Genomic DNA, 25,265 nt, shown 5'->3' on the forward strand with positions numbered 1-25,265 from the left:
TTACCATTCCGAACAGAGTAGTTAAGCCCGTTAGCGCCGATGGTACTGCACTCGTGGGAGAGTAGGTCGCCGCCTTTCTTTGATAAGGGCCCTTGCTGATAAAGCAGGGGCCCTTTTTTTGTTATCGAATCATACATTTAGGAAAGTAAAATAATTAATGCTAATTCTAATAGCTCAATTAATTCTTTTTAAACATACTTTTCATTATGGTATTTATCCCAAGAAATAAAAATAAGATGGCCATAGCGCATAAAATAAGAGCTAGAATAAGTAAAGGTATATAAAGTGGTTTGTCACTATTGTCTAAGGCAAGATGCAGTAAAGTAGGACCAGTAAACATTAATAACAAGCAAATACCTAAACGTTTCAGTCCTTTTATCAAAATGTCTTTATCAGTTTTATGGTCTTCTTCCATATTTAATGCTTTCTCTTACACTTTTATGTTCATCTAATAGCCTTGACGCTTCGCTCTCTGAAACCTTTAGTTCTTCCATTACCATTTTCACTCCTCTTTCAACAAGTTTATTATTACTTAATTGCATATCAACCATTTTATTTCCCTTAACACGTCCTAAGTGAATCATTGTGGTTGTGGTTATCATATTGAGAACTAATTTTTGAGCTGTGCCTGCTTTCATACGTGAGCTACCTGTTAAAAACTCAGGTCCAACAACGACAACAACAGGTATCTTTGCTGTATGGGCTAGAGGACTTTTGGCATTACAAGTAATACACCCCGTAAGTATGTTTTTTTCGTTGCATGCGATTAAGGCATTAATGACATAAGGCGTTGTACCTGAGGCAGCTATGCCAATTACCACATCCTTAGAAGATATATTGTATTGTTTTAAATCGCTCCAACCTTGTGTTTTGGAATCTTCTGCATTTTCAACAGCTCTTCTTATGGCCTTATCTCCACCAGCGATGAGTCCTATAACTAAATCATGAGAAACACCAAATGTAGGTGGGCATTCAGAAGCATCAAGAATTCCGAGCCTTCCACTAGTTCCTGCACCCATGTAGAATAATCGACCTCCATTTTTTAGTTTACTGATGACCGCGTTAGTCAAGGCTTCTATTTCTGGAAGAACTTTTTCTACAGCTAAAGGAACGGTTTTATCTTCATTATTGATATTGGTAATAATCTCCTTAACCGTCATGTTATCGAGATTATCATAATTTGAATCCTGTTCTGTAGTCTTAATAAAATCCATAGTTAAATGTAGTAATAAAATCTTTCACTAGAAGACCCTTATTTTGACAAGCAATGGCCTTTCTTATTCTACAGTATAAATTACCTCATCTACTTCTGAAAGACGAAAATATCCAAAAGGGAAATTATCCGGATTGGTTTGGTTTACACAATTACCTCTAACTGTAGCTGGCTGGGTCTCAAATGGTCCACCGCCTTCGTCACTTCCTTGCTGGAGTAGGATAAACATAAAATCATAAAAGCGACTCGAGACACCATAATTTCTTATAGTAACAACATCTCCTGCTTCTAAATCTTCCTCAGTATAAAACCCAAATATTTGATTGCCATCCGTGAATCTATCTTCGTAAACTTCTAGGGTAGGAACAACAGCTATATCACTAATAAATTCAAAGAAGTAATAATTTTCAATATTTGCGGGATCAGTATAAAACGCTTTGAGTTCAATATCCTCACCGGAAAATCCACCATCGTTGTTTTGTTCTACAAAATCGATTGGTACAACTGATTTTAAAGTTTCAGTTGCGGTATAAATCTCTTCTTCATAATTAATTGTCAACACATAGGTCTCATCAATAACCGGGACAAATGTATTATTCTTGTAAATGCCTGTATTACCATCCTCAACAAAATCAAAAACGTTATTATTTGAGTCAACAATCTGAACGATTGCGTCATTTGCTGGAGGCACTGTCTCATCGAAGAAGGGCGCCGACAGACTTAGTCGTATGGCTTGCTCGTTTCCTGCGGTGTTTTTGAACCAATTGATGGAGGCTTCTATAACTAAACGAGGCTCAGCTTCATTTAAGTCAATATCAATGACATCTTCACAACTATAGAAGAAGCTAAAAGCAAAAATAAAAATTAGGACCTTCTTCATTTCTTAAAATTTAAAATTATAGGATACTGATGGTACTATGCCGAATATTGCCAACCTCAAAGCTTCATTAGTACCAGTCGTTCTGTTTTCTCTAAACTGGATATTTACAGCGTTTTTTCGATTATAGATATTATAAATTCCAAATACCCATTCTCCCTTAAATGGTTTGGTACTTTCCGGATTTGGATTGTAATTTAATGAAAAGTCTAAACGGTGATAAGCCGGAAGCCTGCTAGAGTTTCTTGATTCAAAACTGGGAACTACTATGCCATTATATTCATATTGTCCATTGGGAAAGGTAGCAGCTAGACCGGTTTGAAAAATGAAATTTGAATTTAAGGACCACTTTTTATTGATTTCATAACTAGTTGTCAATGATATATCGTGTGTCTTGTCAAAGGGCGTAGCGTACCATTGGCCATTATTAATTCCTGTTTCTATAGCTGTTCTGCCTGGCGTTCTTTGTTCTGATCGAGATAAGGTATAGGAGAGCCAACCTTTTAATCGTCCTTCATTTTTTCTCAAAAGAAATTCCAACCCGTAGGCTCTAGCTTCTCCATTTAAAATCACTTGTTCAATAGCGTTATTTGCTATTAAATCTGCGCCGTCTATATAATCAATACGGTTTTGAATGGTCTTATAAAAGGCCTCAACTTCTAAAGAATACGTGTTGTCTTTAAAGTTTCTGAAATATCCCAAAGCTACTTGGTCTAATAACTGCGGTTGAATGAACTCTCCACTTGGCGCCCAGACATCAAGAGGTGTTGGGGAGTTGGTGTTAGATAGCAAGTGCAAATATTGGGACATCCTATTATAACTTGCCTTTACAGATGATTTATCGTTTAACTGATAGGCCATTGATAGTCTTGGTTCTATATTGGTAAATGACTCTATAACGTCATTTCTGTTAAAACGTTCTGTACCAATTGGTTCTGCCTTCTCATAAACGCCTAATTCTTCATTAAAAATTACTGGATTATTATTTTCATATACGTTTTGTTCATCTTGTCCCAATCTATGGAAAGTGCTTAGCCGTGTACCGTAACTGATTGAAAATCGATTGCTCAATTGATGTTCGGCATCAATATAAATGGCATTTTCGAACGCGTATTTATCTATTAATTTAAACGGATTAATGCCTGAATCCGCGTTGTTAGGTTTAATATCTCCGGGATTGAACTTATAGTAAATACTATTTAAACCGTATTCAAGCTTAAAGTTATTACTTATGTAGTGTTTGAAATCATACTTTACATTGAAATTTCGAATGCCAGATTCCCATTCAAACCCAACAAAGTTTAAGTCTAAACCGTAATAATAATCTGAATAGATTAAGGATAAATTGGAGAAAAGCTTATCGGAAAACAGGTGATTCCATCTAAAATTGACGACAGTATTTCCATATGTATTCTCAAAACTATCTTGAATATTGAACACGTCTCTTCCAAAATAGCCAGAGAGGTAAATATTATTTCTGTCATTGAGTTTATAACTTAGTTTGGTATTTAAATCATAAAAGTAGGCCACATTGTCTAGATCGAACAATGGAAGGAAAAGATGCGCATAACTACTGCGACCACCAAACAAGAATGATCCCTTCTCTTTTTTAATAGGACCTTCAACCAACAATCTGCTTGACACCAATCCTATACCACCACTCATTTTAAATTGGTTACTGTTTCCTTCTTTTTGGTAAATATCCAGTACTGATGATACGCGTCCACCATATTTTGCTGGAATACCACCCTTATATAATTTTAAATCCTTTATAGCATCGGGGTTAAACACAGAGAAAAAACCAAATAAATGAGATGAATTAAAAATAAGAGCCTCATCTAATAGGATTAGGTTTTGGTCTGCTGCACCACCTCTTACATTAAATCCTGACGATCCTTCACCAGCATTAGTGACTCCAGGAAGTAGGATAATTGATTTTATTACATCGACTTCGCCTAAAACCACCGGCATATTTTTTATGGTTTTAATAGAAAGGGCATTGACACTCATTTGAGGTTTTTTGATATTTAATCGTTCAACGTCTTCCTTAATAACAACTTCATCTAAACTTTCAGCCGACTCAATTAGCTTATAGTTTTTGCTGATATCTTGATTCAATAAAATAGTTTCTGTAATGGTTTTGAAGCCCAAGTAGCTAATTTGAATCTCATAAGTGCCTTCCGGAAGAGTTAAAGAGAAAAAACCATATTCATTGGTCACGGTCCCAGCTTGCGCTGCTGGTGCAACAATATTAACACCAATAAGGGTTTCGTTACTTTGATTGTCCGTTATAGTTCCACTCAAGGTAAATCGTTCTTGAGCCTCTATAATTGTGTTCAGCAGGAAGGTGAAAATAAAAAGTCCAGCAAAGGATAATTTCATCTAACAATTTTTTACTAAAGTAAAAAACCTAAATTTTTAGTGAAGCCCTTTTAACGTAAGTTTAATCTTATTGGAAATAGAACCGATATTTATGGTTTCAGTTTCAAAAAAATTGAAAAAAAAAGCCATATCACAGCAGTTAGACTGCGTTGACATGGCTTCTATTGAAACAGTACTTACATGACTCGTTAGTTTTCACTAACTAGACCAGTGCTATTACACACTATCTTATTAAGTTCAAGCGTTTCTGCTCCAATTTTGAAACGGAAATATCCATCAAAATGTATTGACCTGATACTGTCCGTCTCTTAAGGTGTGTTTTTCTTGATACCTCGTCTAGTAACCGCCGCTTACACGATTGATACCATCTTAGGTATTGCCTATCCTTTTCACAGTCACTTTCGATTCTGCTACTTTTTCAAGGCTTTTCACATGACATCACAAACCCTGCAAAACAAGGCAAATGAATTATGCTTCATGTCCAACTATACCTACTTGCCTACACAAGTCGCTCACTGAACTCAAAAAACAACCTCAATAAATAAAGAACGTTACTTTACTAAGATTTAACACTAGTTCAAGATAATTCTTAAAACCAAACACTGTTTGTTGTTAAATCCTTTACTAAAGTACATTTTTGTTTTACGAATCCAAATTTTTTAACGATTTAGATATCCACATTTTATAAACCAAGGTTATTAACAAAAGTTAACAACTAAAAAAGCCCTCTGTACAGAGGGCTTTTTTATAAGTGTTCGTGGAGAGTTATCTCCTAACTTCTTTAATTCTAGCTTTTTTACCAGTAAGTCCTCTGAAGTAAAATATTCGTGCTCTGCGCACTTTACCACGTTTGTTTACTTCAATTTTCTGTAAGGCAGGCAAGTTTACCGGGAATATGCGCTCAACACCAATGGTACCAGACATTTTACGGATTGTAAATGTTTCTGTTGTTCCAGAACCTTTACGCTGCAAAACGACACCTTTAAAGAACTGAGTCCGTGTTTTACTTCCTTCCTTAATTTCATAATAGACCGTAATGGTATCTCCAGCACTAAACTCTGGTAAGTCTTTTCTTGTTACAAATTCGTCTTGTACAAATTTTACTAAAGAATTCATAATTTAGTTTTTAATGATTGTTCTAAACCAACATTCACGATTTTCGCCAGAGGTTAATCTAAAAGAGGGTGCAAAGATAGATATTAATTAAAAATGCGCAACGATTTATTGATATTTTTATGTCCTGATAAACTCCGTATAAAGAACTTAATCTTTAAGTAAATCCGGTCGCCGTTCTTGCGTTCTCTTATAGGCTTGATCTTCTCTCCATTTTTCAATTTCAGGGAAATTGCCACTAAATAAAATTTCAGGTACTGTGATACCCTTATATATGCGCGGTCTAGTGTAAATAGGTGGTGCCAACAAATTATCTTGAAAGGAATCTGTTAGGGCTGATGTTTCATTGCCAAGTACACCGGGAATTAAACGAATTACGGCATCGCATAGAACAGCGGCAGCCAATTCACCGCCAGACAATACGTAATCGCCTATGGATATTTCCTTGGTAACAAACATGTCGCGTACGCGTTGATCCACACCTTTATAGTGGCCACAGAGAATTATAATATTCTCATTTAATGATATCTGATTGGTTATCCCTTGGTTTAATTGTTCACCATCTGGTGTCATATAAATTACCTCATCATAATGTCGTTCTCCCTTAAGTTTTGAAATACATTTATCAATAGGCTCTATTAGCATTACCATACCTGCTCCTCCACCAAATTGGTAGTCGTCAACCGATTTGTAATTATCTGTTGCATAATCTCTTAAATTATGAAAATGGACCTCGACTAATTGGGCTTCAATAGCACGTTTTAAAATGGAAGCTTCAAACGGACTTTTTAAAAGTTCCGGTAATACGGTTATAATGTCTATGCGCATGGTAAGGTTTGTTGGTTGCAAAGATAATTCAATTCGCTAAACTTAAACCACTATCCCTTAGTATGGAAATTGCTTGTACTCTATTGCTTTTGCTGATTTATCACTTCTAAACGATTGGCCCTCATGTATAAAAATAATGGGAAACTGAAGGCGATGGCGATTAGAAAGGTTAAAGGGATTACTACCCACCAATATTTTATCTTAAGTTTTAAGGATTCATAGGTCATCCAAATTAAAAAAGTAATTGCAACGACAGAAATATCGGCTGAAATCGACTTTGCAGGAAAAGTGGTATTGGTCTGGTCAATGAAATTCCAAATAGACGTGTCTTGAACCGACAAGTAAAACTGGATATTATAGTACCAGGTAAGCACAAGCCCTAAAATGGCCAATAGAATGTAGATATATTTAAACTTCATAAAAAAACCGCAATTATAAAATTACGGAATTTAGAACATTTTTATAGGTCATTTATTGATTAACCTTTTGTTTTGTTTTTATTGATTTCGTCCTGCAGTTGTCGTCTTACTTTTTGTTCGCGCTCCAAGGCAGTACGACGGTGATCTTCAAACTCTGATTCAACCTCGTCCAATTTGAGCTTGGCTTCTCTTGTAAGGGCGTTGCTATTTTTAAACTTGTAGACAAAGAAGAGCAATAAGCCAAGCAAAATGGCAACAATAGTCCACATTAAGACATTGTATTTTGCTTTCCCCATTTGAACACCGAATAAGGCCATATTATTTTTCTCTTCCTCGGTTGTCGCTAATGTGGTTTGTGTTTGGGCCAAATTCGTCTTTAAATCTTGAATCTCCTTAGATTGGGTATTTACGATATTCTGTGTATCCGCTAAATCTTTTCTGATAGCACTTAAAGAATCTAGGGTGTGGGCCTTTAGAGCATATAGCCAAGTAGTTTTAACTACTTTAAATTCTTGATACCGATTCGATTTCTGAATAACATATTCAAATTGATTGTCAATAGTGCCACTATTAAGTGATAATTTTTCCTTTGAATCTTGATTTGCTTGTGATTGAAGATATTGGTAATTCGTTAGGACTAGGACCACTAATAGAGCCTTCAGTATAAATTTCATCGACCTTGTAATTTTTTGAGGGTTAGCATTTAATGATTGCCAAGATAGTAATTTTATGAGCAATTTTTTCTAAATTTTTAAACAAATAGCCTCGCTAATTTAGGAGGCTATTTTATATACGAGCAATAATAAAATTTAGATTTTTCTAATAATAAGTATATCGTCTTACTTTAGAAATATACTTGGCTAAACGAATGACCTGGTGGCTGTACCCGTATTCATTATCGTACCAAATATATAGAATAACATTTTTTCCATCTGGTCTTACAATGGTTGCTTTGCTGTCGTAAATGGATGGCGCCGAACTTCCCACAATATCGGTTGAAACCAATTCATCACTCATTTCGTATTTAATCTGTTCAACCAAATCTCCTTCTAGCGCATATTTTTTCATAATGGTGTTTAGGCTATCTAAACTGGTTTTGCTTTCGAGTTCTAAATTGAGAATTGCCAGGGATCCGTTTGGTACTGGTACTCGAATAGCATTTGAAGTTAATTTACCTTCAAGAGAGGGTAGTGCTTTGCTAACGGCTTGACCGGCTCCTGTTTCCGTAATCACCATATTTAATGCAGCTGCTCGACCTCTCCGGTATTTTTTGTGGAAATTATCAACTAAATTTTGATCGTTGGTGTAAGCATGAATGGTTTCGAGATGACCAGATTTAATGCCAAAAGAATCTTCAATAGCCTTTAAGACCGGAGTGATAGCATTTGTAGTACAAGACGCTGCCGAAAAAATCTTTACCTTATCAGGATTATATTCTAATTGGTTTACACCATGTACGATATTAGGAACCCCTTTTCCAGGTGCAGTGAGCAATACCTTGTCGACACCTTTTGATTTTAAATGTCTTCCTAAAGCTTCCTTATCCCTAAAAGCACCTGTATTATCAATTACCAAAGCATTGCTTATGCCATATTTTGTATAATCAATATCTTCTGGTGCGTTGGCAGAAATCATTTTTACGGTGGTACCGTTAATTATTAAGGCCGAATTATCGACATCAATATTTACCATACCAGAGAAGTCGCCGTGTACGGAATCATTTCGTAAAAGAGAAGCTCTTTTTTCTAGAACAGTCTTATTAATATCACCTCTGGTCACAATGGCTCTTAAACGAAGTTGGCTACCTGAGCCTGTTCGGGTCATAAGTTCGCGCGCCACCAATCTTCCTATTCTTCCAAAACCGTAGAGTATCACATCTTTTGGTTCAATGGCTTTATTTTCTTTTGATTCCCCTAGTTTTGCCGCAACGAATGCTCTTGCGTTATTGTACTTTTGGTCTTCAAGATGGTATTCATAGGTTAACTTTCCAATATCGAGTTTTGACGGGGGCAGGTGTAGGTCATTAATGGCTTGTGCAATTTCAACAGAATCGAAAATAGAAATTGGTTTTTGAACAAATTCCCCGGCATACTCATGCAAGTTTAGAATTTCACTGACATTTCGATCAATCAATTGATTTCTAAAAATAACAAGCTCTATAGACTTGTCGTACCATAAATCGCTTACAATTTTTATAAATTCGACCGTTGCCCTGCGACGATCTGCCTGAAAAGCTAACTCCTTTTCGTAAGTATCGTTAAAACCCATTGTTTTAGTATATTGGTTTAATAATTTGCGGCAAAAATAATCTATTTCAAACGTTTTCGTAGAACATTTGGTCGAAAATAAACACCCTTCAAAGAATAGACCTTTGAAGGGTGTTTTTTATCTCTTTAAACAGGTTTTTTATCTAAAATTGAAAACTAATCTTTCGCCTTCTTTATTGATAACTTCTATTTGTAAAGGCTCATTGAATTTCCTTGTTTTTATTGCAGTCTGTACATCGTCGATTGAATATAATTTTTTACCATTGATTCTAGTGACAATACTGCCCTCTTCAATACCGCTCTGGTACCATTCCATTTTATAAGTCTCATCAAATTCTGAAATTTTTACGCCGTAGTCAGCGTTGAATTTCTCTAGCTCCTTCTTTGAAGCATTCTTTACAAATCCTATGGGTTGCAATATAGTTATAGATGGTTTTAAAAGGGTTACGGGTATTACTTCAGTATTGCCATCTCTGATTAAAGTGACATTTACAATATCATTAGGTCCTTTGGTTTTTAAGTAACCAGATAAGTCCGAAAATTTATTGATTTCCACATTATCAATTTTCTTGATGATATCGCCAGAGCGTATACCTGCTTTTTCAGCACCCGTATTTTCTTGCACTTCACTTACATAAAAACCTTCTGTAACATCAGTTCCAAGTGACTCTGCAGCTTTACTGTTTAAGGCGCCGCCTACAACACCTAGAATGCCATTTTGGACATTACCATATTCCATGATATCATTAACAATTTTTCTGGCTATATTACTCGGTACAGCGAAGGAATAGCCTATATATGATCCGGTTCTAGACGAAATGGCCGTATTAATACCAACTAAATCACCGTTGATATTTACTAAGGCACCACCAGAATTTCCAGGGTTAACAGCTGCATCTGTTTGAATAAAGGATTGAATGTTTTGTCCAGATAAATCGCGTGATTTTGCACTTATAATGCCTGCAGTTACCGTAGAGTTTAAATTGAAGGGGTTACCAACAGCTAATACCCATTCTCCGATTTTAGCACTATCTGAGTCTCCAAAAGCCAAAAAGGGCAATTCTTCATCAGTTTCAATTTTTAATAAAGCAATATCTGTAGTTTCATCGGCACCAATCAAATCTGCCATGAATACTTTATTATTGTTGAGTGTTATACTAATTTCAGTGGCATTTTTTATAACGTGGTAATTGGTTACGATATACCCGGTCGGGGAAATAATTACGCCACTACCCGTACCAACTTGTGCGCGTTGTGAATTTCTGCCAGAAAACAAATCATACATCGTCATTGGCGCCGAGACAATAGCCGTATTCTTAACGTGAACTACGGCATCTATTGATTTTTCAGCAGCCTCAACAAAATTAGGGGCAAAACTAGTCGCGCTATTTAGTGTGGCAGTATTGTTTGTTGGAACAAATACCGGAAAATCAGGAGAGGTTTCAACTATGGTAGGGGTTGATTCTTCCTCGATGAAGAGTTTATATCCACCTAAAGTTAACAGACCGCCCAATATCGAAACACATACTAAGGTTAAAATCTTCTTCATATTTTTAAGATTTAGATTTATTGTTTAACGTTTAAAATTATTGATTTATTAGATTCATTTTTAATTTTAACGACTATTTAACGCCGACTTTAACCTTGTCTTAAAAGGTCTATTTAATGCGTAAATACCTATATTTGCTCCAATAATATGACAATGGATTTTTATAAGTATCAAGGTACCGGTAACGATTTTATTATCGTTGATAATCGTCGTAATAAAATAAACAAAAACAATACCAAACGTATTGCCGAGATTTGTGACAGACGTTTTGGCATAGGAGCAGACGGGTTTATTTTATTGGAAAATGACGATTTTTCAGATTTTAAAATGGTTTACTTTAATTCAGACGGAAATGAAAGCAGTATGTGCGGCAATGGAGGACGATGCATAACTGCCTTTGCACATTTTCTTGGCCTTATAGAAGACGAATCCACTTTTATGGCAATAGATGGTATTCACAAGTCTAAAATAATAGACGGGCTCGTGTATTTACAAATGCAGGATGTTGACAAAATTGAAGAGCATGCTACACATATGTTTTTAGACACGGGTTCGCCCCATCACATAAAAATGGTTGAAAATCTAAAGGATTTAAATATAAAGGATGAAGGTGCAGAGATACGATATGGACAACCATACGGTAAGGAAGGCACTAATGTTAATTTTGTTAAACAAATGTCAAGCAAAGTATTCGCCGTAAGGACATATGAACGTGGGGTAGAAAATGAAACCTTATCCTGTGGTACAGGGGTTACAGCTGTGGCTTTAGCCATGCACAAAAGTGGAAAGGCTAAGTCGAGTACAATTCATTTGAACACGCCAGGAGGAGACTTAAAAGTGACCTTCGAGTCAACCCAGGATGGTTATCGAAATATTTGGCTTATTGGTCCGGCAGAGCAAATATTTAAAGGGGAAATAGAATGGTAAGCTTAAAAGGCGAGCATATTTATCTTAGAGCCTTAGAACCCGAAGATTTAGAATTTGTTTTCGAGGTAGAAAACAATACGGAGTTATGGGAGATTAGTGAAACCCAAACGCCCTATTCTCGATTTTTAATAAAACAATATCTTGAAAATGCCAAGGACGATATTTACGCTGCCAAACAATTACGCCTCGTTATTTGCACGTATGAGGGCAAGACTATAGGTCTTATAGATATTTTTGATTTCAACCCTAAGAATAAGAGAGCTGGTATAGGTATCCTTATTAAGGACGATAGTAGCCGTAAACAAGGACATGGAAAGGAAGCGTTGAAATTATTGGTGAATTATTGTTTTGAACACTTGCATTTGCATCAAGTCTATGCTAATATTGGCGTTGAAAACGATTTAAGTCTGAAACTTTTTGAGGGTCAAGGATTTGAAAAAGTAGGTTTGAAAAAAGATTGGAGGTTTGATGGTAAAGCATTTAATGATGAATATTTACTACAACGCATTAACAAATAATAAATGTATATAAAGAAAATACTTTGGGCGGTTGCCTTGATTGGCTTATTGGTATTCGGTATTGTAGCTTACTATATCTATCACGCCATGTTTCAACCCAATACAGCATTTAACAACAAGGAAGCCTATATCTATGTACCTACTGATGCCAGTTATTCAGAGGTTAGGGAGCAACTCAAGCCTTTATTAAAGAATTTAGGCTCTTTTGATGCTCTGGCCAAACAGAAAAAATACACAACCAATATAAAAGCAGGTCGTTTCGTAATAAGCAACGGAATGAACAATAATGACATTATTAATTCCATTAGAAGTAAAAATCTTCCCTTAAGAGTATCATTTAATAATCAAAATAGTCTTGAAGATTTAGCGGGTAGGATTAGCGCACAAATTGAGGCTGATAGTATCTCTTTATTGAAGGCTATGAAAGACACGACATTCTTACAGAAGAATGGTTTTAGTCCTGAAACGGCGCTAGGAATGTATCTGCCTAATAGTTACGAGTTTTTTTGGAATACATCAGCCGTTCAATTTAGGTCAAGGATGTTGAAAGAATATAAAAATTTTTGGACCTCAGAGCGAAAGTCCAAGGCTGAAAATTTGAATCTAAAACCTAATGAGGTTATAATATTGGCCTCGATTGTATATGAAGAGTCTAAGCAAAAAGAAGAACAACCGCGAGTCGCGGGAGTTTATTTAAACAGGTTAAGAATAGGAATGCCACTACAGGCCGATCCTACCTTAAAATTTGCAGCTTATAAATTGCCAAAATATCAAAATACGGTTATAAGGAGGGTTCTAAATGAACACAAGGACATAGACTCTCCATATAATACCTATATGTATGGAGGCTTACCACCCGGGCCTATCGCTATGCCTGATTTGTCGGCCATTGATGCGGTGCTAAATGCAGAGAAGCACAACTACTTATATTTTGCGGCTGATGCCGAACGCCCTGGGTACCATAAATTTGCCCAAACTTTGGGTCAGCATAATAGAAACGCACGAGAGTATCAGGTCTACCTGTCTAAACAAGGTATTAATAGATAGAACGTGAGAAAGAGGTTTTTTGTACTATTAGCCTTTTTGTTTCTCAGTGTAACTTATTCCCAGTCAGGTATTAATCGTTTTTTAAAACCAAGCGACACCTTAAATACCTCTCGCAGAAATGCTGTTGTAATTTCAGAGGTATCTTTAGCGACACTTACTTTGTTAGGATTAAACCAGTTGTGGTACGCCGATTACACTAAATCAAGTTTCAAAACTGTTAACGACAGCAGAGAGTGGCGTCAAATGGATAAATTTGGACATGTATTTTCATCATACCAGTTAGGAAGGCTAGGAGCAAATGCCCTAAATTGGGCAGGAGTGGGGAGAAAAGATCAACTTATTTATGGTTCAACCTTAGGACTAGGATTTTTAACGGCTGTTGAAATTATGGATGGATTTTCGGATGAATGGGGTTTTTCTTGGGCAGATATGGCAGCAAATGCAATGGGGACAGGTTTGTATGTGGGTCAAGAGTTGTTGTGGCGAGACCAGCGCCTACTATTAAAATATTCATTTCACAGAACGGATTTTGCTCAAGTTAGACCTAATGTACTGGGAGATGGCCTTGCCGAAGAGTTTTTGAAGGATTATAACGGGCAGACCTACTGGCTCAGTGCTAATATTAACTCATTTTTAAAGCTTGATTTTATTCCAGATTGGTTAAATCTAGCATTTGGATATGGTGCAGATGGCATGCTTACAGGTAATCCTAACGATCCTTCATTTGAAAACCAGCAGCGAATTAGTCAATATTATTTAAGTTTAGACATAGATTTGAGCAGAATTAAAACAAAATCACATCTCCTTAAGACCATATTTGATGTTTTAAATGTAATTAAGGTACCCTTTCCAACTCTTGAGTTGAATAGTCAAGGACAGTTAAAAGGGTACATCCTATACTTTTAGCAGGTATTTTTTGCACTTAATCGGCAGAATCGAATAAAAGTAGAATATTTCGTATTTTTGCAGGCGATTTTAGTAAAGCTGCTTGGGGAAGCGTTTTACTGCTAAAATTAGCTCTTATGAAAATTAGTAGCGTTAAGAATTTTATTTTTACTTTTTCAATCTGTTTTGTACTGGCATTAGCCTTGTATCCAGATTCAACCTTAAATCCGGAACAATATTCAACAGCGGGATTAGAATTGGACTATAATATTTCTGCAGATTTAGCAATGGTCCCTGATTTAGATCTACCTAACGAGGATGATTACACGCCTCATTTAGGGAAATCTTTTGACGGTTTTAAAGAAGCGCTAGGTTTTAAAGAGTCCCGAGGCGACTATTTTACGGTGAATACCCTAGGCTACTTGGGGAAATACCAATTTGGTGCAGAAACACTAAAATTATTAGGGATATACAATCCTAATTTCTTCCTTAATAATCCTGAATTGCAAGAAAAAGCTTTTATAGCGAATGCTGAACGTAACAAATGGATTCTTAGAAAGGACATTAAGCGTTTTCAAGGCAAGACCATTTCTGGTGTTAAGATTACGGAGTCAGGTATACTAGCGGCGGCTCATCTTGCTGGACCTGGGAGCGTAAAAAAGTTCTTGAGGAGTTATGGCGGCAATAATTTCTCTGACGCCTATGGGTCTACGGTAAAGTATTACATGAAGAAATTTGCTGGTTACGACACCTCAAGCATCAAACCAAAAAAGAAAGCGAAAGCCGTACTTTAATCTTTTTGGATTATAAAAATAGCAGGCCTTTTATGAAGGTCTTCCTTGCTGTTTTTCCAGTCTTTTACAGACTTAGTTTTTATAAACTCAGTTGGTAGTGTAATGTCACAAGCTACACAAAGCCTTGTGCTCGGTTGCAAGGTGCTCATTATATCCTGTAGCATCTTCATATTGCGGTAGGGCGTTTCAATAAAAATCTGCGCTTGCTTATCTTCAAAGGACAAGCGCTCTAATTGCTTTAATTTAGATTTACGTTCTTTTATATCAATAGGTAAATAACCATTGAATGAAAATCCTTGTCCATTCATTCCAGAAGCCATGAGTGCTAATAATATAGAAGAGGGACCCACCAAGGGTACAACTCGAATATTCATTTGATGCGCTAACCCTACAATATCAGAACCGGGATCAGCAATAGCGGGACAACCCGCTTCAGAAAGCAGCCCCACTGAAATACCCTCTAGGCAAACGTTTAAATATGTATTTCGTTCAGCTTCCGTGGTATATTTATTTAGGACATTAATTTTTAAATTGGATTGTGATTTGTTGGGCGATATCCGTTTTATAAAGCGTCTAGCTGTCTTTTCATTCTCAACAATGTAATAATCTATATTTTCTATCGCTTTTTTTATGGATATAGGCAGCACTTCTAATGGTGGGTTGTCTCCCAATCTTGTTGGTATTAGATATAAGTTGCCTTTGTGGTCCATAAATCAAAGATAGCTAAAGTCGATGAAAATATCCTGCAACTCTACTTTTGCAGATTTTCTGCAATTATATCACAGGTTTCGTTAATCATGTTAAAGACCAATTCAAAATCTTCTGCTTCACCATAATACGGGTCGGGTACGTTTTTGTTTGAAATGTTTGGGTTCTCATCCAAAAATAATTTCACTTTTTTAGTGTCATTACTTGTGCTGGCAAGACTTACAACATTGGAATAATTAGAACTATCCATCACATAAATGATATCAAAAGCATTGAAATCCAATTTTTTAAATTGTCTAGCGCTTTGATGGCTTATGTCGATACCATTTTCAAGAGCTACTTGGATAGAGCGTTGGTCGGGTTGCTCACCAACATGATAAGCACCTGTACCGGCAGAGTCTATGTAGAAGTCATTACTATTAAGCTTAGATTCTAGGATACCATGAGCTAATGGCGAACGGCAAATATTACCTAAACACACCATTAATATACGTGTCATAAAATATAAGCTTTATAGAGATAATTTTTTGGATAAATCCTCAACGTATTTTCGAAACTGCTTGTCCGTTGAGGACAAGTTGTCTACTGTTTTACAAGCGTGGAGGACAGTGGCATGGTCTCTTTGCCCAATTTGGGAGCCTATACTCGCAAGAGAGGCCTTAGTGTATTTTTTTGCGAAGAACATTGCCAATTGTCTCGCCTGAACAATATGGCGTTTACGTGTTTTGGATTGTAAGGTGCTTACATCCATTTGAAAATAATCTGAGACAACTTTTTGTATGTAATCTATTGAGACTTCACGTTTTGTGTTCCTCACAAATTTCTCTACAATATCCTTAGCAAGGTTAATCGTGATTTCTTTTTTGTTGAATGAGGATTGTGCAATGAGGGAGATAATGGCACCCTCGAGCTCTCGTACATTGCTTTTAATATGTTTGGCAACGTATTCTACAATGTCTTCTGGCATTTCCACACCATCTCGGTAGAGTTTGTTTCTAAGTATAGAAACCCGGGTTTCAAAATCTGGTGTCTGAAGTTCGGCAGAGAGTCCCCATTTAAATCGGGATAGTAAGCGTTGCTCAATATCTTGCATGTCAACAGGTGCCTTATCACTTGTTAAGACAACTTGTTTTCCATTTTGGTGCAGATGATTGAAAATATGAAAGAACACGTCTTGCGTGCCTGTTTTCCCAGATAAAAATTGAACATCGTCAATAATGAGGACGTCAATTATCTGGTAAAAATGAATAAAATCATTTCTATTGTTCTTCTTTACAGAATCGATATACTGCTGAGTGAATTTTTCTGCCGAAATATACAGGACAGTCTTTTCCGGATATTTATCCTTAATATCTACTCCAATGGCATGAGCCAGATGTGTTTTACCAAGTCCCACACCTCCAAAAATCAATAAGGGATTAAACGAGGTTCCTCCAGGTTTGTTAGCCACTGCAATACCTGCATTTCGTGCCAATCTATTAGAGTCACCTTCTAAAAAATTTTCAAAATTATAACTAGGATTCAGTTGCGACTCAATTTTTACATTCCGAATCCCTGGAATAACAAATGGATTTTTAAGTTCAGGGCTTTTATTGTCAAAAGGAACATCTACATCTTGGGATTTTACGGCCGAACGATTTGAACTCGGTATTTTTTCAGTAAACGGTTGTTTGTTGCCGTAGGTGTTTTCCATTTTAATCACATAGACCAACTTGGCATCTTCTCCTAATTCCTTTGTTAAGGCTACTTTTAAAATTTTAACGTAGTGCTCTTCAAGCCACTCGTAGAAAAACTTACTCGGCACTTGAATACTTAACGCATTTCCAGAAAGTTTAACAGCTTTTATGGGCTCAAACCATGTTTTATAGGCTTGTGGTTGTATGTTATCTTTAATAAAAGCGAGACAATTATTCCATACAGATTGCGCTGTTATCTCCATTCGTTAAGTTAAATTTTTATTGTTAGTTAGATTAGCAAAAAAAAAGAGAATTAGGATTCTCTAGTAGTTTTTAACAGGACAAATATGTGAACAAAATTCTTAATAAAAAAATGAATTTTTGTTGAATTATTAGAAATAATTCCTCATGTTTAAAACTATCGAAAAGTACAAATTTTTATTTAAAAACTCGCAAACAAATGTCAATTAATGAAACAAAAATAAGGGTCAGGTATGGGGAAACAGACCAGATGGGCGTTGTATATCATGCCAATTACGCCATTTATTTTGAGGTTGGAAGAACGGAATGGTTACGCGAGTTTGGTCTAAGTTATAGTAGTATGGAGACGGAGGGTATTATGTTACCTGTCATTTCCCTTTCTATAAATTACAAAAATTCAGCACGTTATGATGATGTGCTTAAAGTAAAAACTACCCTAAAAAAAATGCCCTCAGCATCCATAGAATTTGATTATGAATTGTTCACCGAAAAAGGAGTGCTATTAGCTACAGGTTATACAAAATTGGCATTTATAGATGTTCAGCGCAATCGTCCTACACGATGCCCAAAATATCTTTTAGACAAACTGCAAAATTATTCGTTATAATTCACTGATCTCAACACCATAGAATTGCTGAAAAATTTCAAAAACCTTTAAACTGTCGCTTTTTCTGACAGATATTTCAAACAGACAATTTAATTCTAGAGTTTGCGAGAGGATTTTCACTTGATTTTCTTTTAATAATTGTCTCACTTTACCCATGTCATTATAACTAAATTTTAAGCTATACTTTTTATCAATGGTTTTTTCTATTATTCTAATAGATTCCAAGGCCATTTGAGCTGCTGTACGGTACGCATTTATCAGTCCACTAACGCCTAGTTTTGTGCCGCCGAAGTATCTCACCACAACAATGAGGATATTAGTGACATTATATGACTGTATTTGACCGTAGATTGGCATCCCTGCTGAATTTTTGGGTTCGCCATCATCATTGGTTCTATATTGGCTATTTTCAGTTCCGATTTGATAAGCATAGCAATAATGCCCGGCGGAAGGATGTTCTTTTTTTAAGTTTTCTAATTTTTGTTTCACTTGGTCTTCATTAATAACAGGAAAGGCATAAGCGTAAAACTTACTGTTTTTGTCCTTGAAAAGGACTGGTTTTGAAGCTTTGTTTATTGTATTATATGAATCTTCTGATGTCATTAAATCAATGTAACCAATATAATTGAAACAGCAGCAATTACAATTCCGGCATAGTTTTTCAAGGAAATTTTTTCTCTAAACACCCAAAGACCAGCTAACGTTGAAGCCGCTACAATAGCAACATTATTGACGGTGAAAATTGTTGAGGTATCATAACGACCAACCCGCAAAGCTTTTAAAAGAAAAAAGATAGATGCATAATTAACGAGTCCGAGCGCCATGCCAAATGAAATAGCCCTTAAGGTAAATTTCTTTTTAGCCCTCATAGACCTGAAGCTGAGAAAGGTTATACCAACCACACCAGCTATCGAAAAAATAATTGCAGAAAATAAAGGTATTTTATCGTCAGGGGCAAAATAATTAATCGACGTATCAATAATTCCTGAGCCAAAAAATACGATTATGGGTAGATAGAGCGATTTGGTTAAAATCGCATCGTCTTTTTCTTTCACAGAAGTTAAATAGACGGCAATAAGGGCAAGCACAATGCCCATAATTTTATAAAATCCTAACGCTTCCTTAAAGACCACTATACCAAATACAATGGGAATAACAACACTCATTTTACTAGCTACTGAAGCTACTGAAAGTCCATTTATTTGTGCTGTTAAAGCCATGACATAGAACATAGAAATAAACATAAAGCCAAGTATCGCAGCAGCCTCGATCCAGGAAGAATTAATAATGCTAGTATACTCAATAGCGCCTTTGTATGACAAAAAGCCACAAAAACTGGCTGTAATATAGTTAACAACAATAGCCTGAAGCGTATCTGCTTTATAGGTGCTCAATAGCTTGAATAAAACAAAAATAGCCGTTGAGGATAATACACTCAGAAGAAGATAAATCAAAACAGCTCTTTTTTAATGGTAAACACGTCCACAACGTCTTCCTTTGTCTCGTCAATATTCCAGACGTTTAGCCCCATGGATTCTGCAGCATCCGTATTCTCTTTTGTATCGTCTATGAATAAGCATTCATTAGGGTTGATTTTGTTTTCGGTTAGCACAAAATCAAAAGTATCTGTATCAGGTTTTCTTAGGTGAATTTCTTGAGAAAGATAAAAGGCATCAAAAGAATTTTTAAAACTTTCATAAAAAGGCACGTTGGCCTTTACCCAATCAATATGTAATGTATTGGTATTACTCAGCAATATGAGTCTGTGTTTCTGTTCTTTTCTTAATGTTTTTAAAAACTCAAATCGGTACATTGGAAAATCTTTCAAGATGAAGTTCCATGCATCTATTATTTCTGCTTCGTTTAAAAAAGGAAATTTATTCTTGTAAAAACTGATAAACTCAAAATTACTGATGCTACCCACTTCAAATTTAATATTTGTAGCAATCATGTCTTGATCAAATTCTTCTATACCAAAAAGATTAAGTGCATTAGCCATTGCACCTTTCTTATCTAGATTGATAAATACATCTCCAAAATCAAAAATAATCGTCTTAATCATTTACAACATGTTTAAGGGTATCTAAAAGGATATTGGTTTTAGAAACCGATTTCCCTTGGAGCCGTGGTGCTTTTGTACCATTTTGAAATTCTATGTTTCCAACGAATATCCTAGCTTCATCCCATAAGTTTTCGTCAATAAAGGCTTGTAGGGTTTTAGTACCACCTTCAATTATAATAGAGTTAATGTTTCTCTTATAAAGAATTTTTGATATTTGCCCAGCTAAAGGTTCCTTGATATTGAGATTGTCATTACTAATTACGATGGTATCTGCGTTTTTATCAAAAACCTTAAAATTAGGCGATAGGCTTAAGTCTTTGTCAATAACAACCCTTATTGGATTTAGACCTTCCCAATCCCTAGCTGTTAAGCTCGGGTTATCCTCTATGACCGTTTTAAAACCAACAAGAATAGCCTGTTCTTCGGTGCGCCATTTATGAACCAATTGACGAGAATACGAATTGGTTATCCAAACGGGGCTCTGTTCGGATTTCGATATTGGTGCTATATAGCCATCTTTGGTTTGGGCCCATTTCAGTATAATGTATGGTCGTTTTTTATTGTGAAAGGTAAAAAATCGTTTATGGTGCCTTCTGCATTCCTCTTCCAAAACACCTACTATCACTTTGCAACCGGCTGATTGCAGTCGTTTAATACCTTTACCAGCTACCTCAGGATTATCATCAATACAGCCGATAACAATCTCTGGTATTTTATGCTCAATGATTAAATCACTACATGGTGGTGTTTTTCCGCAGTGGCTACAAGGTTCTAATGTTACATAAAGTGTGGACTTCTTTATAAGGTCTTTGTCTTTAACTGAATTTATGGCATTCACTTCAGCGTGATCTTTACCATAAGGACTTGTAAAGCCTTCGCCAATAATAGTGTCATTATGAACCAACACAGCACCAACCATAGGGTTAGGCCTCGTGGTGCCAAGTCCATTTTTAGCAATTTGCAAGCAACGTTTTATGTATAAACTGTGGTCGGTCAATTTTTAGTTTTATCTTATGGTTTTAGTTGAAAACTCGTGTAAAAAAACTCAAAAAACACAAGGGTTCTCATCCTCAACACAATCTAATTATCTTTATCTTCATGCCGAAGAAAAAGGCTAAAAAAAATTGAATTATTAGTGCGTAAAGATACTATTGTTATTCGGAAAATAAGACCCGAGGATGATACCAAGATTGCTAGGGCGATTCGGACTGTTCTTATAGAAATGGGAGTGCCAAAGGTAGGTACAGCTTATGAAGATGAGGCTTTGGATTGTATGACCTCTACCTACGATGAAGACCGGCATCAGTATTTTGTTTTGCAAGAAGGGGCTGATATTTTGGGTGGTGCCGGTATTGCGCCTTTGGCTAACTTTGAGGGAAACATTTGTGAGTTACAGAAGATGTATTTTAAGTCAAAGGCTAGAGGCAGAGGCTTAGGTTCAAAGATGATGGCAACATGCCTTCAATTCGCCAAAGATGCTGGCTTTGATCAATGTTATCTTGAAACCATGCCTTACATGGACGATGCACGAAAGCTCTATCGTAAATTTGGATTTAAGGCAATTGATGGCCCATTGGGAAATACAGGCCATTATTCCTGTACGGTTTGGATGATTAAAGACTTGTAAGCTTGAAAGTATTGGATTTAAGATATGAGTTTCATAACGAATTAGACCAGATCTATGGTAAGGATGAGGTGGATAGTTTTTTCTGCATAACCATGGAGCATTACTTAGGTCTAAATCGTTTTAAGCTGGCCATGGCTCCCGACCAGCTGATAAAAACAGAAGACACTAAAGTAATTACTGATGTTCTTATACAATTAAAAAAACATCGACCCATTCAGTATATTCTGGGTCAAGCAGAGTTTTTTGGATTGAAATTTATGGTTGATGAGCATGTCCTTATACCGAGACAAGAAACTGAGGAGTTGGTTGCTCTGGTTATTGCGCATGGTAAAACTTTAAAATCGGACCGGAAAAGACTTAATATTTTGGATATTGGAACTGGTTCAGGATGTATAGCAATAAGTTTGGCAAAAAATATTCCCTATGCAAACGTTTATGCCTTGGATGTTTCAAAGGACGCTTTAGTCGTAGCTAAAGAGAATGCCAAACGCAATAATGCAGCTGTAGAATTTATCAATGCTAATATCTTGGACGAAGATTCTTGGAATTTGAATTACGCGAATTCTGACCTTGATATTTTGGTGTCAAATCCACCATATGTGAGGCACCTGGAAAAGGCGTCTATGAAGCCAAATGTGTTAGAGAATGAACCAGGTTTAGCTTTGTTTGTTGAGAATGACGACCCCCTATTGTTTTACAGGAAAATAACAGACTTTGCTACCCAAAAACTTAAAAAGGGCGGTCAATTATTTTTTGAAATTAACCAGTATCTTGGTGCAGAAACAAAGCAGTTACTGCATAAAGAAAATTTTAGCCAAATAACTCTTCGAAAGGATTTAAATGGCAACGATCGAATGTTAACGGCAGAAAAAATTTAATATGAAATCTATAGCGGTATTTTGTGGTAGTAGCGAAGGGAACGACCAAGAAATTATTGATAAGGCTTATGAACTAGGGTCGGTTTTAGCTAAAAGGTCTATTTCCTTAATTTATGGGGCTTCAGAAATTGGAATCATGGGAAAGGTCGCCCAAGGGTGTTTGGATGCTGATGGCAAGGTTATTGGAATCATTCCTAGCTTTTTAAAATCTAAGGAAATGGTCCATCTAAAACTATCTGAACTTATAGTAACTCAAAATATGCATGATAGGAAAATACAGATGTATGAGAAAAGTGATGGATTTATTATTATCCCAGGGGGCTTTGGAACCATGGATGAATTTTTTGAAATTACAACATGGGGGCAGCTGGGCCTTCACACTAAACCCATAGGTATCTTAAATATCAAAGGCTATTATGACGCCTTGCTTGCTCAATTTCAAATAATGGAAGAAAAGGGCTTTGTAAAATCAGAGAATGTCGAGGCTATTGTGGTTGATACTGAAATTATGGGTTTATTGGATAAAATGAATAATTATGAGCCACTGCCAGCACCTAAGTGGCTAGATAAAAAAGGGTTATAAATGGATATTGAACAAAAAATAAATGCCCTCAGGGACGAATTGCGCCAACATAACTATAGGTATTACATACTCGATAATCCTACCATAAGCGATTATGAGTTCGACATGAAACTCAAGGAGCTTCAAGCACTAGAGAAGAAGTACCCTGAATTTTTTGATGCCAATTCCCCATCACAACGGGTTGGAGGAACCATCACTAAAAACTTCGATACGGTAGTACACGATTTTAGAATGTATTCCTTGGAAAACTCGTATTCAAAAGAAGACTTATTAGACTGGGAAACCCGAATTAAAAAATTGGTTGATGGGGATGTGCAATACACATGTGAGTTGAAATATGATGGTGCGTCCATGAGTTTGACTTATGAAAACGGAAAGTTAATTCGAGCTGTGACTAGGGGCGATGGTGTGCAAGGTGATGATGTCACAGCCAATGTAAAGACTATTAGAACGGTACCCTTGCAGCTTAAGGATGATTATCCTGAACGTTTTGATATTAGAGGTGAAATTGTTTTGCCCATTGATGGGTTTTTAAAAATGAATGAAGAGCGAATTGAAAATGATGAAGAGCCCTATAGGAATCCGCGTAATACGGCCTCAGGAAGCCTTAAATTACAGGATAGTGCAGAAGTCGCCAGGCGCCCTTTAGAGTGTTTGCTGTATAGTATTAAAGGAAATAATTTGAATATTACAACTCAATATGAAGGGCTAGAGAAAGCCAGGAAATGGGGTTTTAAAGTTCCTAATGAGGCCAAGCTTGTGAATTCCATCGAAGCGGTTTTAGATTACGTCAACTATTGGGATAAGCACCGATATGACCTGCCATATGAAATTGATGGTGTTGTGGTTAAGGTCAATGATTTTTATCAACAAGAGGAGCTGGGCTATACGGCGAAAGCACCACGATGGGCAATGGCATATAAATTTAAGGCTGAGCAAGTTTCCACACGATTAAATGAGATTACATACCAAGTTGGTAGAACAGGTGCCATTACTCCAGTGGCCAATCTAGAACCCGTTCAATTGGCTGGAACTATTGTTAAGAGGGCTTCGCTTCATAATGCAGATCAAATTGAAAAGTTAGATATACGAGAAGGGGATGAGGTTTTTGTAGAAAAAGGCGGTGAAATTATTCCTAAGATTATTGGAGTAGATTTAAGTAAACGACCAACAGATTCCACACCAACAATATACATAACCCATTGTCCTGAATGTGGTACCGAACTGGTGCGTCTTGAGGGTGAAGCAAAGCATTATTGTCCAAATGATCAAGGGTGCCCTCCACAAGTCATCGGACGGATTCAGCATTATATATCGAGAAAAGCTATGGATATTGAAGGCTTGGGAGGTGAAACCGTGGCTTTATTGGTCAAAGAAGGCCTAATTTCTAATTATGCAGACTTGTACGAATTGGAGAAAGAACAAGTCATCCCCTTAGAGCGTATGGCAGAAAAAAGTGCTGAAAATTTAATTAAGGGAATAGAAGCTTCTAAGCAAATTCCTTTTGAACGTGTTCTTTTTGCTCTTGGCATACGTTACGTGGGAGAAACCGTCGCTAAAAAACTAGCTAAACATTATAAATCAATAGATGCATTAATGCAGGCTCAGATGAATGATCTAATTTCAGTTGATGAAATAGGTGATCGCATAGCAGAAAGTGTCATTGAGTTTTTCCAATCTGATGAGCATAAAAATATTATTGAACGGTTAAAATCATTTGGTGTTCAATTGGAAATTTCTGCTGAAAAGTTAGCCAATCAAACCGAGAAACTTAAAGGTATGACCTTTGTGGTCTCTGGAGTATTTGAGAGTATTTCACGAAATGAGCTCAAAAAACGCATTGAGGATAATGGAGGTAAGGTGTCTTCCTCTATTTCATCTAAAACAAGTTATCTCGTGGCTGGTGATAAAATGGGACCTAGTAAACGCGCAAAGGCAGAACAATTAAATATTCCTATACTTTCAGAACAAGAATTTTTAAATTTATTGAAATAAAATCTTACATTTAAATTACATTTTATCGATAAAAAGGAATCATTTATCG

General features: G+C 36.2%; 27 protein-coding genes and 1 rRNA gene. 11 read left to right on the plus strand and 17 right to left on the minus strand.

The genetic code is table 11. The features are described 5' to 3' along the window. Nucleotides 1-78, plus strand: a 5S ribosomal RNA gene (rrf, locus tag CA834_RS14835); the annotation flags it as partial. Nucleotides 79-178: 100 nt separating this feature from the next. On the opposite strand, the gene CA834_RS14225 is transcribed toward rrf, so the two are convergent. From CA834_RS14225 to CA834_RS14270, 10 genes are all read right to left on the minus strand, one after another. After that, entirely contained in the window at nucleotides 179-415 is a 237-nt protein-coding gene (locus tag CA834_RS14225) for a DUF6095 family protein (RefSeq protein ID WP_094969392.1), read from the minus strand. Beyond that, nucleotides 399-1,214, minus strand: coding sequence for an N-acetylmuramic acid 6-phosphate etherase (gene murQ / locus CA834_RS14230; protein ID WP_094969393.1), 816 nt, complete (start codon nucleotides 1,212-1,214; stop codon nucleotides 399-401). The genes CA834_RS14225 and murQ overlap by 17 nt, the downstream gene beginning before the upstream one ends. A 63-nt stretch (nucleotides 1,215-1,277) precedes the next feature. Beyond that, a complete protein-coding gene (locus CA834_RS14235) occupies nucleotides 1,278-2,093 on the minus strand; it encodes a DUF4249 domain-containing protein (protein ID WP_094969394.1) in 816 nt (271 codons plus the stop codon). Nucleotides 2,094-2,096: 3 nt separating this feature from the next. Further along, complete coding sequence (locus CA834_RS14240) at nucleotides 2,097-4,472, minus strand: TonB-dependent receptor (protein ID WP_094969395.1); 2,376 nt, start codon at nucleotides 4,470-4,472, stop codon at nucleotides 2,097-2,099. 765 nt (nucleotides 4,473-5,237) lie between these two features. Then, complete coding sequence (gene rplS / locus CA834_RS14245; RefSeq protein WP_094969396.1) at nucleotides 5,238-5,588, minus strand: 50S ribosomal protein L19; 351 nt, start codon at nucleotides 5,586-5,588, stop codon at nucleotides 5,238-5,240. A 147-nt stretch (nucleotides 5,589-5,735) separates the two neighbouring features. Next, nucleotides 5,736-6,413, minus strand: a complete 678-nt coding sequence (trmD, locus tag CA834_RS14250; RefSeq protein ID WP_094969397.1) for a tRNA (guanosine(37)-N1)-methyltransferase TrmD — start codon at nucleotides 6,411-6,413, stop codon at nucleotides 5,736-5,738. An 80-nt stretch (nucleotides 6,414-6,493) separates the two neighbouring features. Next, entirely contained in the window at nucleotides 6,494-6,832 is a 339-nt protein-coding gene (locus CA834_RS14255) for a DUF2834 domain-containing protein (protein WP_094969398.1), read from the minus strand. A 59-nt stretch (nucleotides 6,833-6,891) separates the two neighbouring features. Further along, nucleotides 6,892-7,506, minus strand: a complete 615-nt coding sequence (locus CA834_RS14260) for a tRNA (guanine-N1)-methyltransferase (protein ID WP_094969427.1) — start codon at nucleotides 7,504-7,506, stop codon at nucleotides 6,892-6,894. 145 nt (nucleotides 7,507-7,651) lie between these two features. Then, complete coding sequence (locus CA834_RS14265) at nucleotides 7,652-9,100, minus strand: glyceraldehyde-3-phosphate dehydrogenase (protein ID WP_094969399.1); 1,449 nt, start codon at nucleotides 9,098-9,100, stop codon at nucleotides 7,652-7,654. A gap of 138 nt (nucleotides 9,101-9,238) precedes the next feature. Beyond that, nucleotides 9,239-10,648 (minus strand): trypsin-like peptidase domain-containing protein, encoded by a 1,410-nt coding sequence (locus CA834_RS14270; RefSeq protein WP_094969400.1) that lies wholly within the window; start codon nucleotides 10,646-10,648, stop codon nucleotides 9,239-9,241. A 147-nt stretch (nucleotides 10,649-10,795) separates the two neighbouring features. Here CA834_RS14270 and dapF point away from each other — a divergent pair, with 147 nt between their 5' ends. The 5 genes from dapF (at nucleotide 10,796) to CA834_RS14295 (ending at nucleotide 14,819) form a co-directional block, all read left to right on the plus strand. Then, nucleotides 10,796-11,575 carry a diaminopimelate epimerase gene (dapF, locus tag CA834_RS14275; protein ID WP_094969401.1) on the plus strand — a complete coding sequence of 260 codons (780 nt, stop codon included), beginning with the start codon at nucleotides 10,796-10,798 and terminating at the stop codon, nucleotides 11,573-11,575. Then, the gene (locus CA834_RS14280; RefSeq protein WP_094969402.1) at nucleotides 11,569-12,093 is read left to right on the plus strand and encodes a GNAT family N-acetyltransferase; all 525 of its coding nucleotides are present in this window, start codon (nucleotides 11,569-11,571) and stop codon (nucleotides 12,091-12,093) included. The genes dapF and CA834_RS14280 overlap by 7 nt, the downstream gene beginning before the upstream one ends. Before the next feature lie 3 nt (nucleotides 12,094-12,096). Next, the gene (gene mltG, locus CA834_RS14285; protein ID WP_094969403.1) at nucleotides 12,097-13,140 is read left to right on the plus strand and encodes an endolytic transglycosylase MltG; all 1,044 of its coding nucleotides are present in this window, start codon (nucleotides 12,097-12,099) and stop codon (nucleotides 13,138-13,140) included. A 3-nt stretch (nucleotides 13,141-13,143) separates the two neighbouring features. Continuing rightward, the gene (locus CA834_RS14290; RefSeq protein ID WP_094969404.1) at nucleotides 13,144-14,046 is read left to right on the plus strand and encodes a DUF2279 domain-containing protein; all 903 of its coding nucleotides are present in this window, start codon (nucleotides 13,144-13,146) and stop codon (nucleotides 14,044-14,046) included. Nucleotides 14,047-14,162: 116 nt separating this feature from the next. Next, nucleotides 14,163-14,819: a peptidoglycan-binding protein LysM gene (locus CA834_RS14295; RefSeq protein ID WP_094969405.1), complete on the plus strand. Its 657-nt coding sequence runs from the start codon at nucleotides 14,163-14,165 to the stop codon at nucleotides 14,817-14,819. Here CA834_RS14295 and CA834_RS14300 read toward each other — a convergent pair. The 3 genes from CA834_RS14300 to dnaA are packed head-to-tail and all read right to left on the minus strand — an operon-like array spanning nucleotide 14,816 to nucleotide 17,466. Next, on the minus strand, nucleotides 14,816-15,529 hold the full coding sequence (locus tag CA834_RS14300) for an SAM-dependent methyltransferase (RefSeq protein ID WP_094969406.1): 714 nt from the start codon (nucleotides 15,527-15,529) through the stop codon (nucleotides 14,816-14,818). The genes CA834_RS14295 and CA834_RS14300 overlap by 4 nt on opposite strands. 41 nt (nucleotides 15,530-15,570) lie before the next feature. Continuing rightward, nucleotides 15,571-16,026, minus strand: a complete 456-nt coding sequence (locus tag CA834_RS14305) for a low molecular weight protein-tyrosine-phosphatase (protein ID WP_094969407.1) — start codon at nucleotides 16,024-16,026, stop codon at nucleotides 15,571-15,573. A gap of 12 nt (nucleotides 16,027-16,038) precedes the next feature. Continuing rightward, entirely contained in the window at nucleotides 16,039-17,466 is a 1,428-nt protein-coding gene (gene dnaA, locus CA834_RS14310) for a chromosomal replication initiator protein DnaA (protein WP_094969408.1), read from the minus strand. A gap of 197 nt (nucleotides 17,467-17,663) precedes the next feature. Between dnaA and CA834_RS14315 the strand changes: the two genes are divergently transcribed. Then, nucleotides 17,664-18,071 (plus strand): acyl-CoA thioesterase, encoded by a 408-nt coding sequence (locus CA834_RS14315; protein WP_094969409.1) that lies wholly within the window; start codon nucleotides 17,664-17,666, stop codon nucleotides 18,069-18,071. Here CA834_RS14315 and CA834_RS14320 read toward each other — a convergent pair. Genes CA834_RS14320 through ribD form a run of 4 tightly spaced genes read right to left on the minus strand, consistent with a single transcriptional unit; the run spans nucleotide 18,066 to nucleotide 21,097 of the window. Further along, nucleotides 18,066-18,674 carry an IMPACT family protein gene (locus tag CA834_RS14320; protein WP_094969410.1) on the minus strand — a complete coding sequence of 203 codons (609 nt, stop codon included), beginning with the start codon at nucleotides 18,672-18,674 and terminating at the stop codon, nucleotides 18,066-18,068. The two genes, CA834_RS14315 and CA834_RS14320, sit on opposite strands and share 6 nt — an antisense overlap. Continuing rightward, on the minus strand, nucleotides 18,674-19,525 hold the full coding sequence (locus CA834_RS14325; RefSeq protein WP_094969411.1) for a hypothetical protein: 852 nt from the start codon (nucleotides 19,523-19,525) through the stop codon (nucleotides 18,674-18,676). The genes CA834_RS14320 and CA834_RS14325 overlap by 1 nt, the downstream gene beginning before the upstream one ends. Beyond that, nucleotides 19,522-20,133, minus strand: coding sequence for an HAD-IA family hydrolase (locus CA834_RS14330; RefSeq protein WP_094969412.1), 612 nt, complete (start codon nucleotides 20,131-20,133; stop codon nucleotides 19,522-19,524). Before CA834_RS14330 ends, CA834_RS14325 begins: the two co-directional genes overlap by 4 nt. Further along, nucleotides 20,126-21,097 carry a bifunctional diaminohydroxyphosphoribosylaminopyrimidine deaminase/5-amino-6-(5-phosphoribosylamino)uracil reductase RibD gene (ribD, locus tag CA834_RS14335; RefSeq protein WP_240507622.1) on the minus strand — a complete coding sequence of 324 codons (972 nt, stop codon included), beginning with the start codon at nucleotides 21,095-21,097 and terminating at the stop codon, nucleotides 20,126-20,128. The genes CA834_RS14330 and ribD overlap by 8 nt, the downstream gene beginning before the upstream one ends. Before the next feature lie 171 nt (nucleotides 21,098-21,268). Between ribD and CA834_RS14340 the strand changes: the two genes are divergently transcribed. Genes CA834_RS14340 through ligA form a run of 4 tightly spaced genes read left to right on the plus strand, consistent with a single transcriptional unit; the run spans nucleotide 21,269 to nucleotide 25,216 of the window. Then, nucleotides 21,269-21,760, plus strand: a complete 492-nt coding sequence (locus CA834_RS14340; RefSeq protein ID WP_110476950.1) for a GNAT family N-acetyltransferase — start codon at nucleotides 21,269-21,271, stop codon at nucleotides 21,758-21,760. A gap of 11 nt (nucleotides 21,761-21,771) precedes the next feature. Next, nucleotides 21,772-22,638 carry a peptide chain release factor N(5)-glutamine methyltransferase gene (prmC, locus tag CA834_RS14345; protein WP_317042090.1) on the plus strand — a complete coding sequence of 289 codons (867 nt, stop codon included), beginning with the start codon at nucleotides 21,772-21,774 and terminating at the stop codon, nucleotides 22,636-22,638. A 1-nt stretch (nucleotide 22,639) separates the two neighbouring features. Then, a complete protein-coding gene (locus CA834_RS14350) occupies nucleotides 22,640-23,221 on the plus strand; it encodes an LOG family protein (RefSeq protein WP_094969414.1) in 582 nt (193 codons plus the stop codon). Next, entirely contained in the window at nucleotides 23,222-25,216 is a 1,995-nt protein-coding gene (gene ligA, locus CA834_RS14355) for an NAD-dependent DNA ligase LigA (protein WP_094969415.1), read from the plus strand. Nucleotides 25,217-25,265: the final 49 nt, after the last annotated feature.

This window comes from Winogradskyella aurantia, assembly GCF_002266855.1.
GTDB classification, from domain to species: Bacteria; Bacteroidota; Bacteroidia; order Flavobacteriales; family Flavobacteriaceae; genus Winogradskyella; species Winogradskyella aurantia.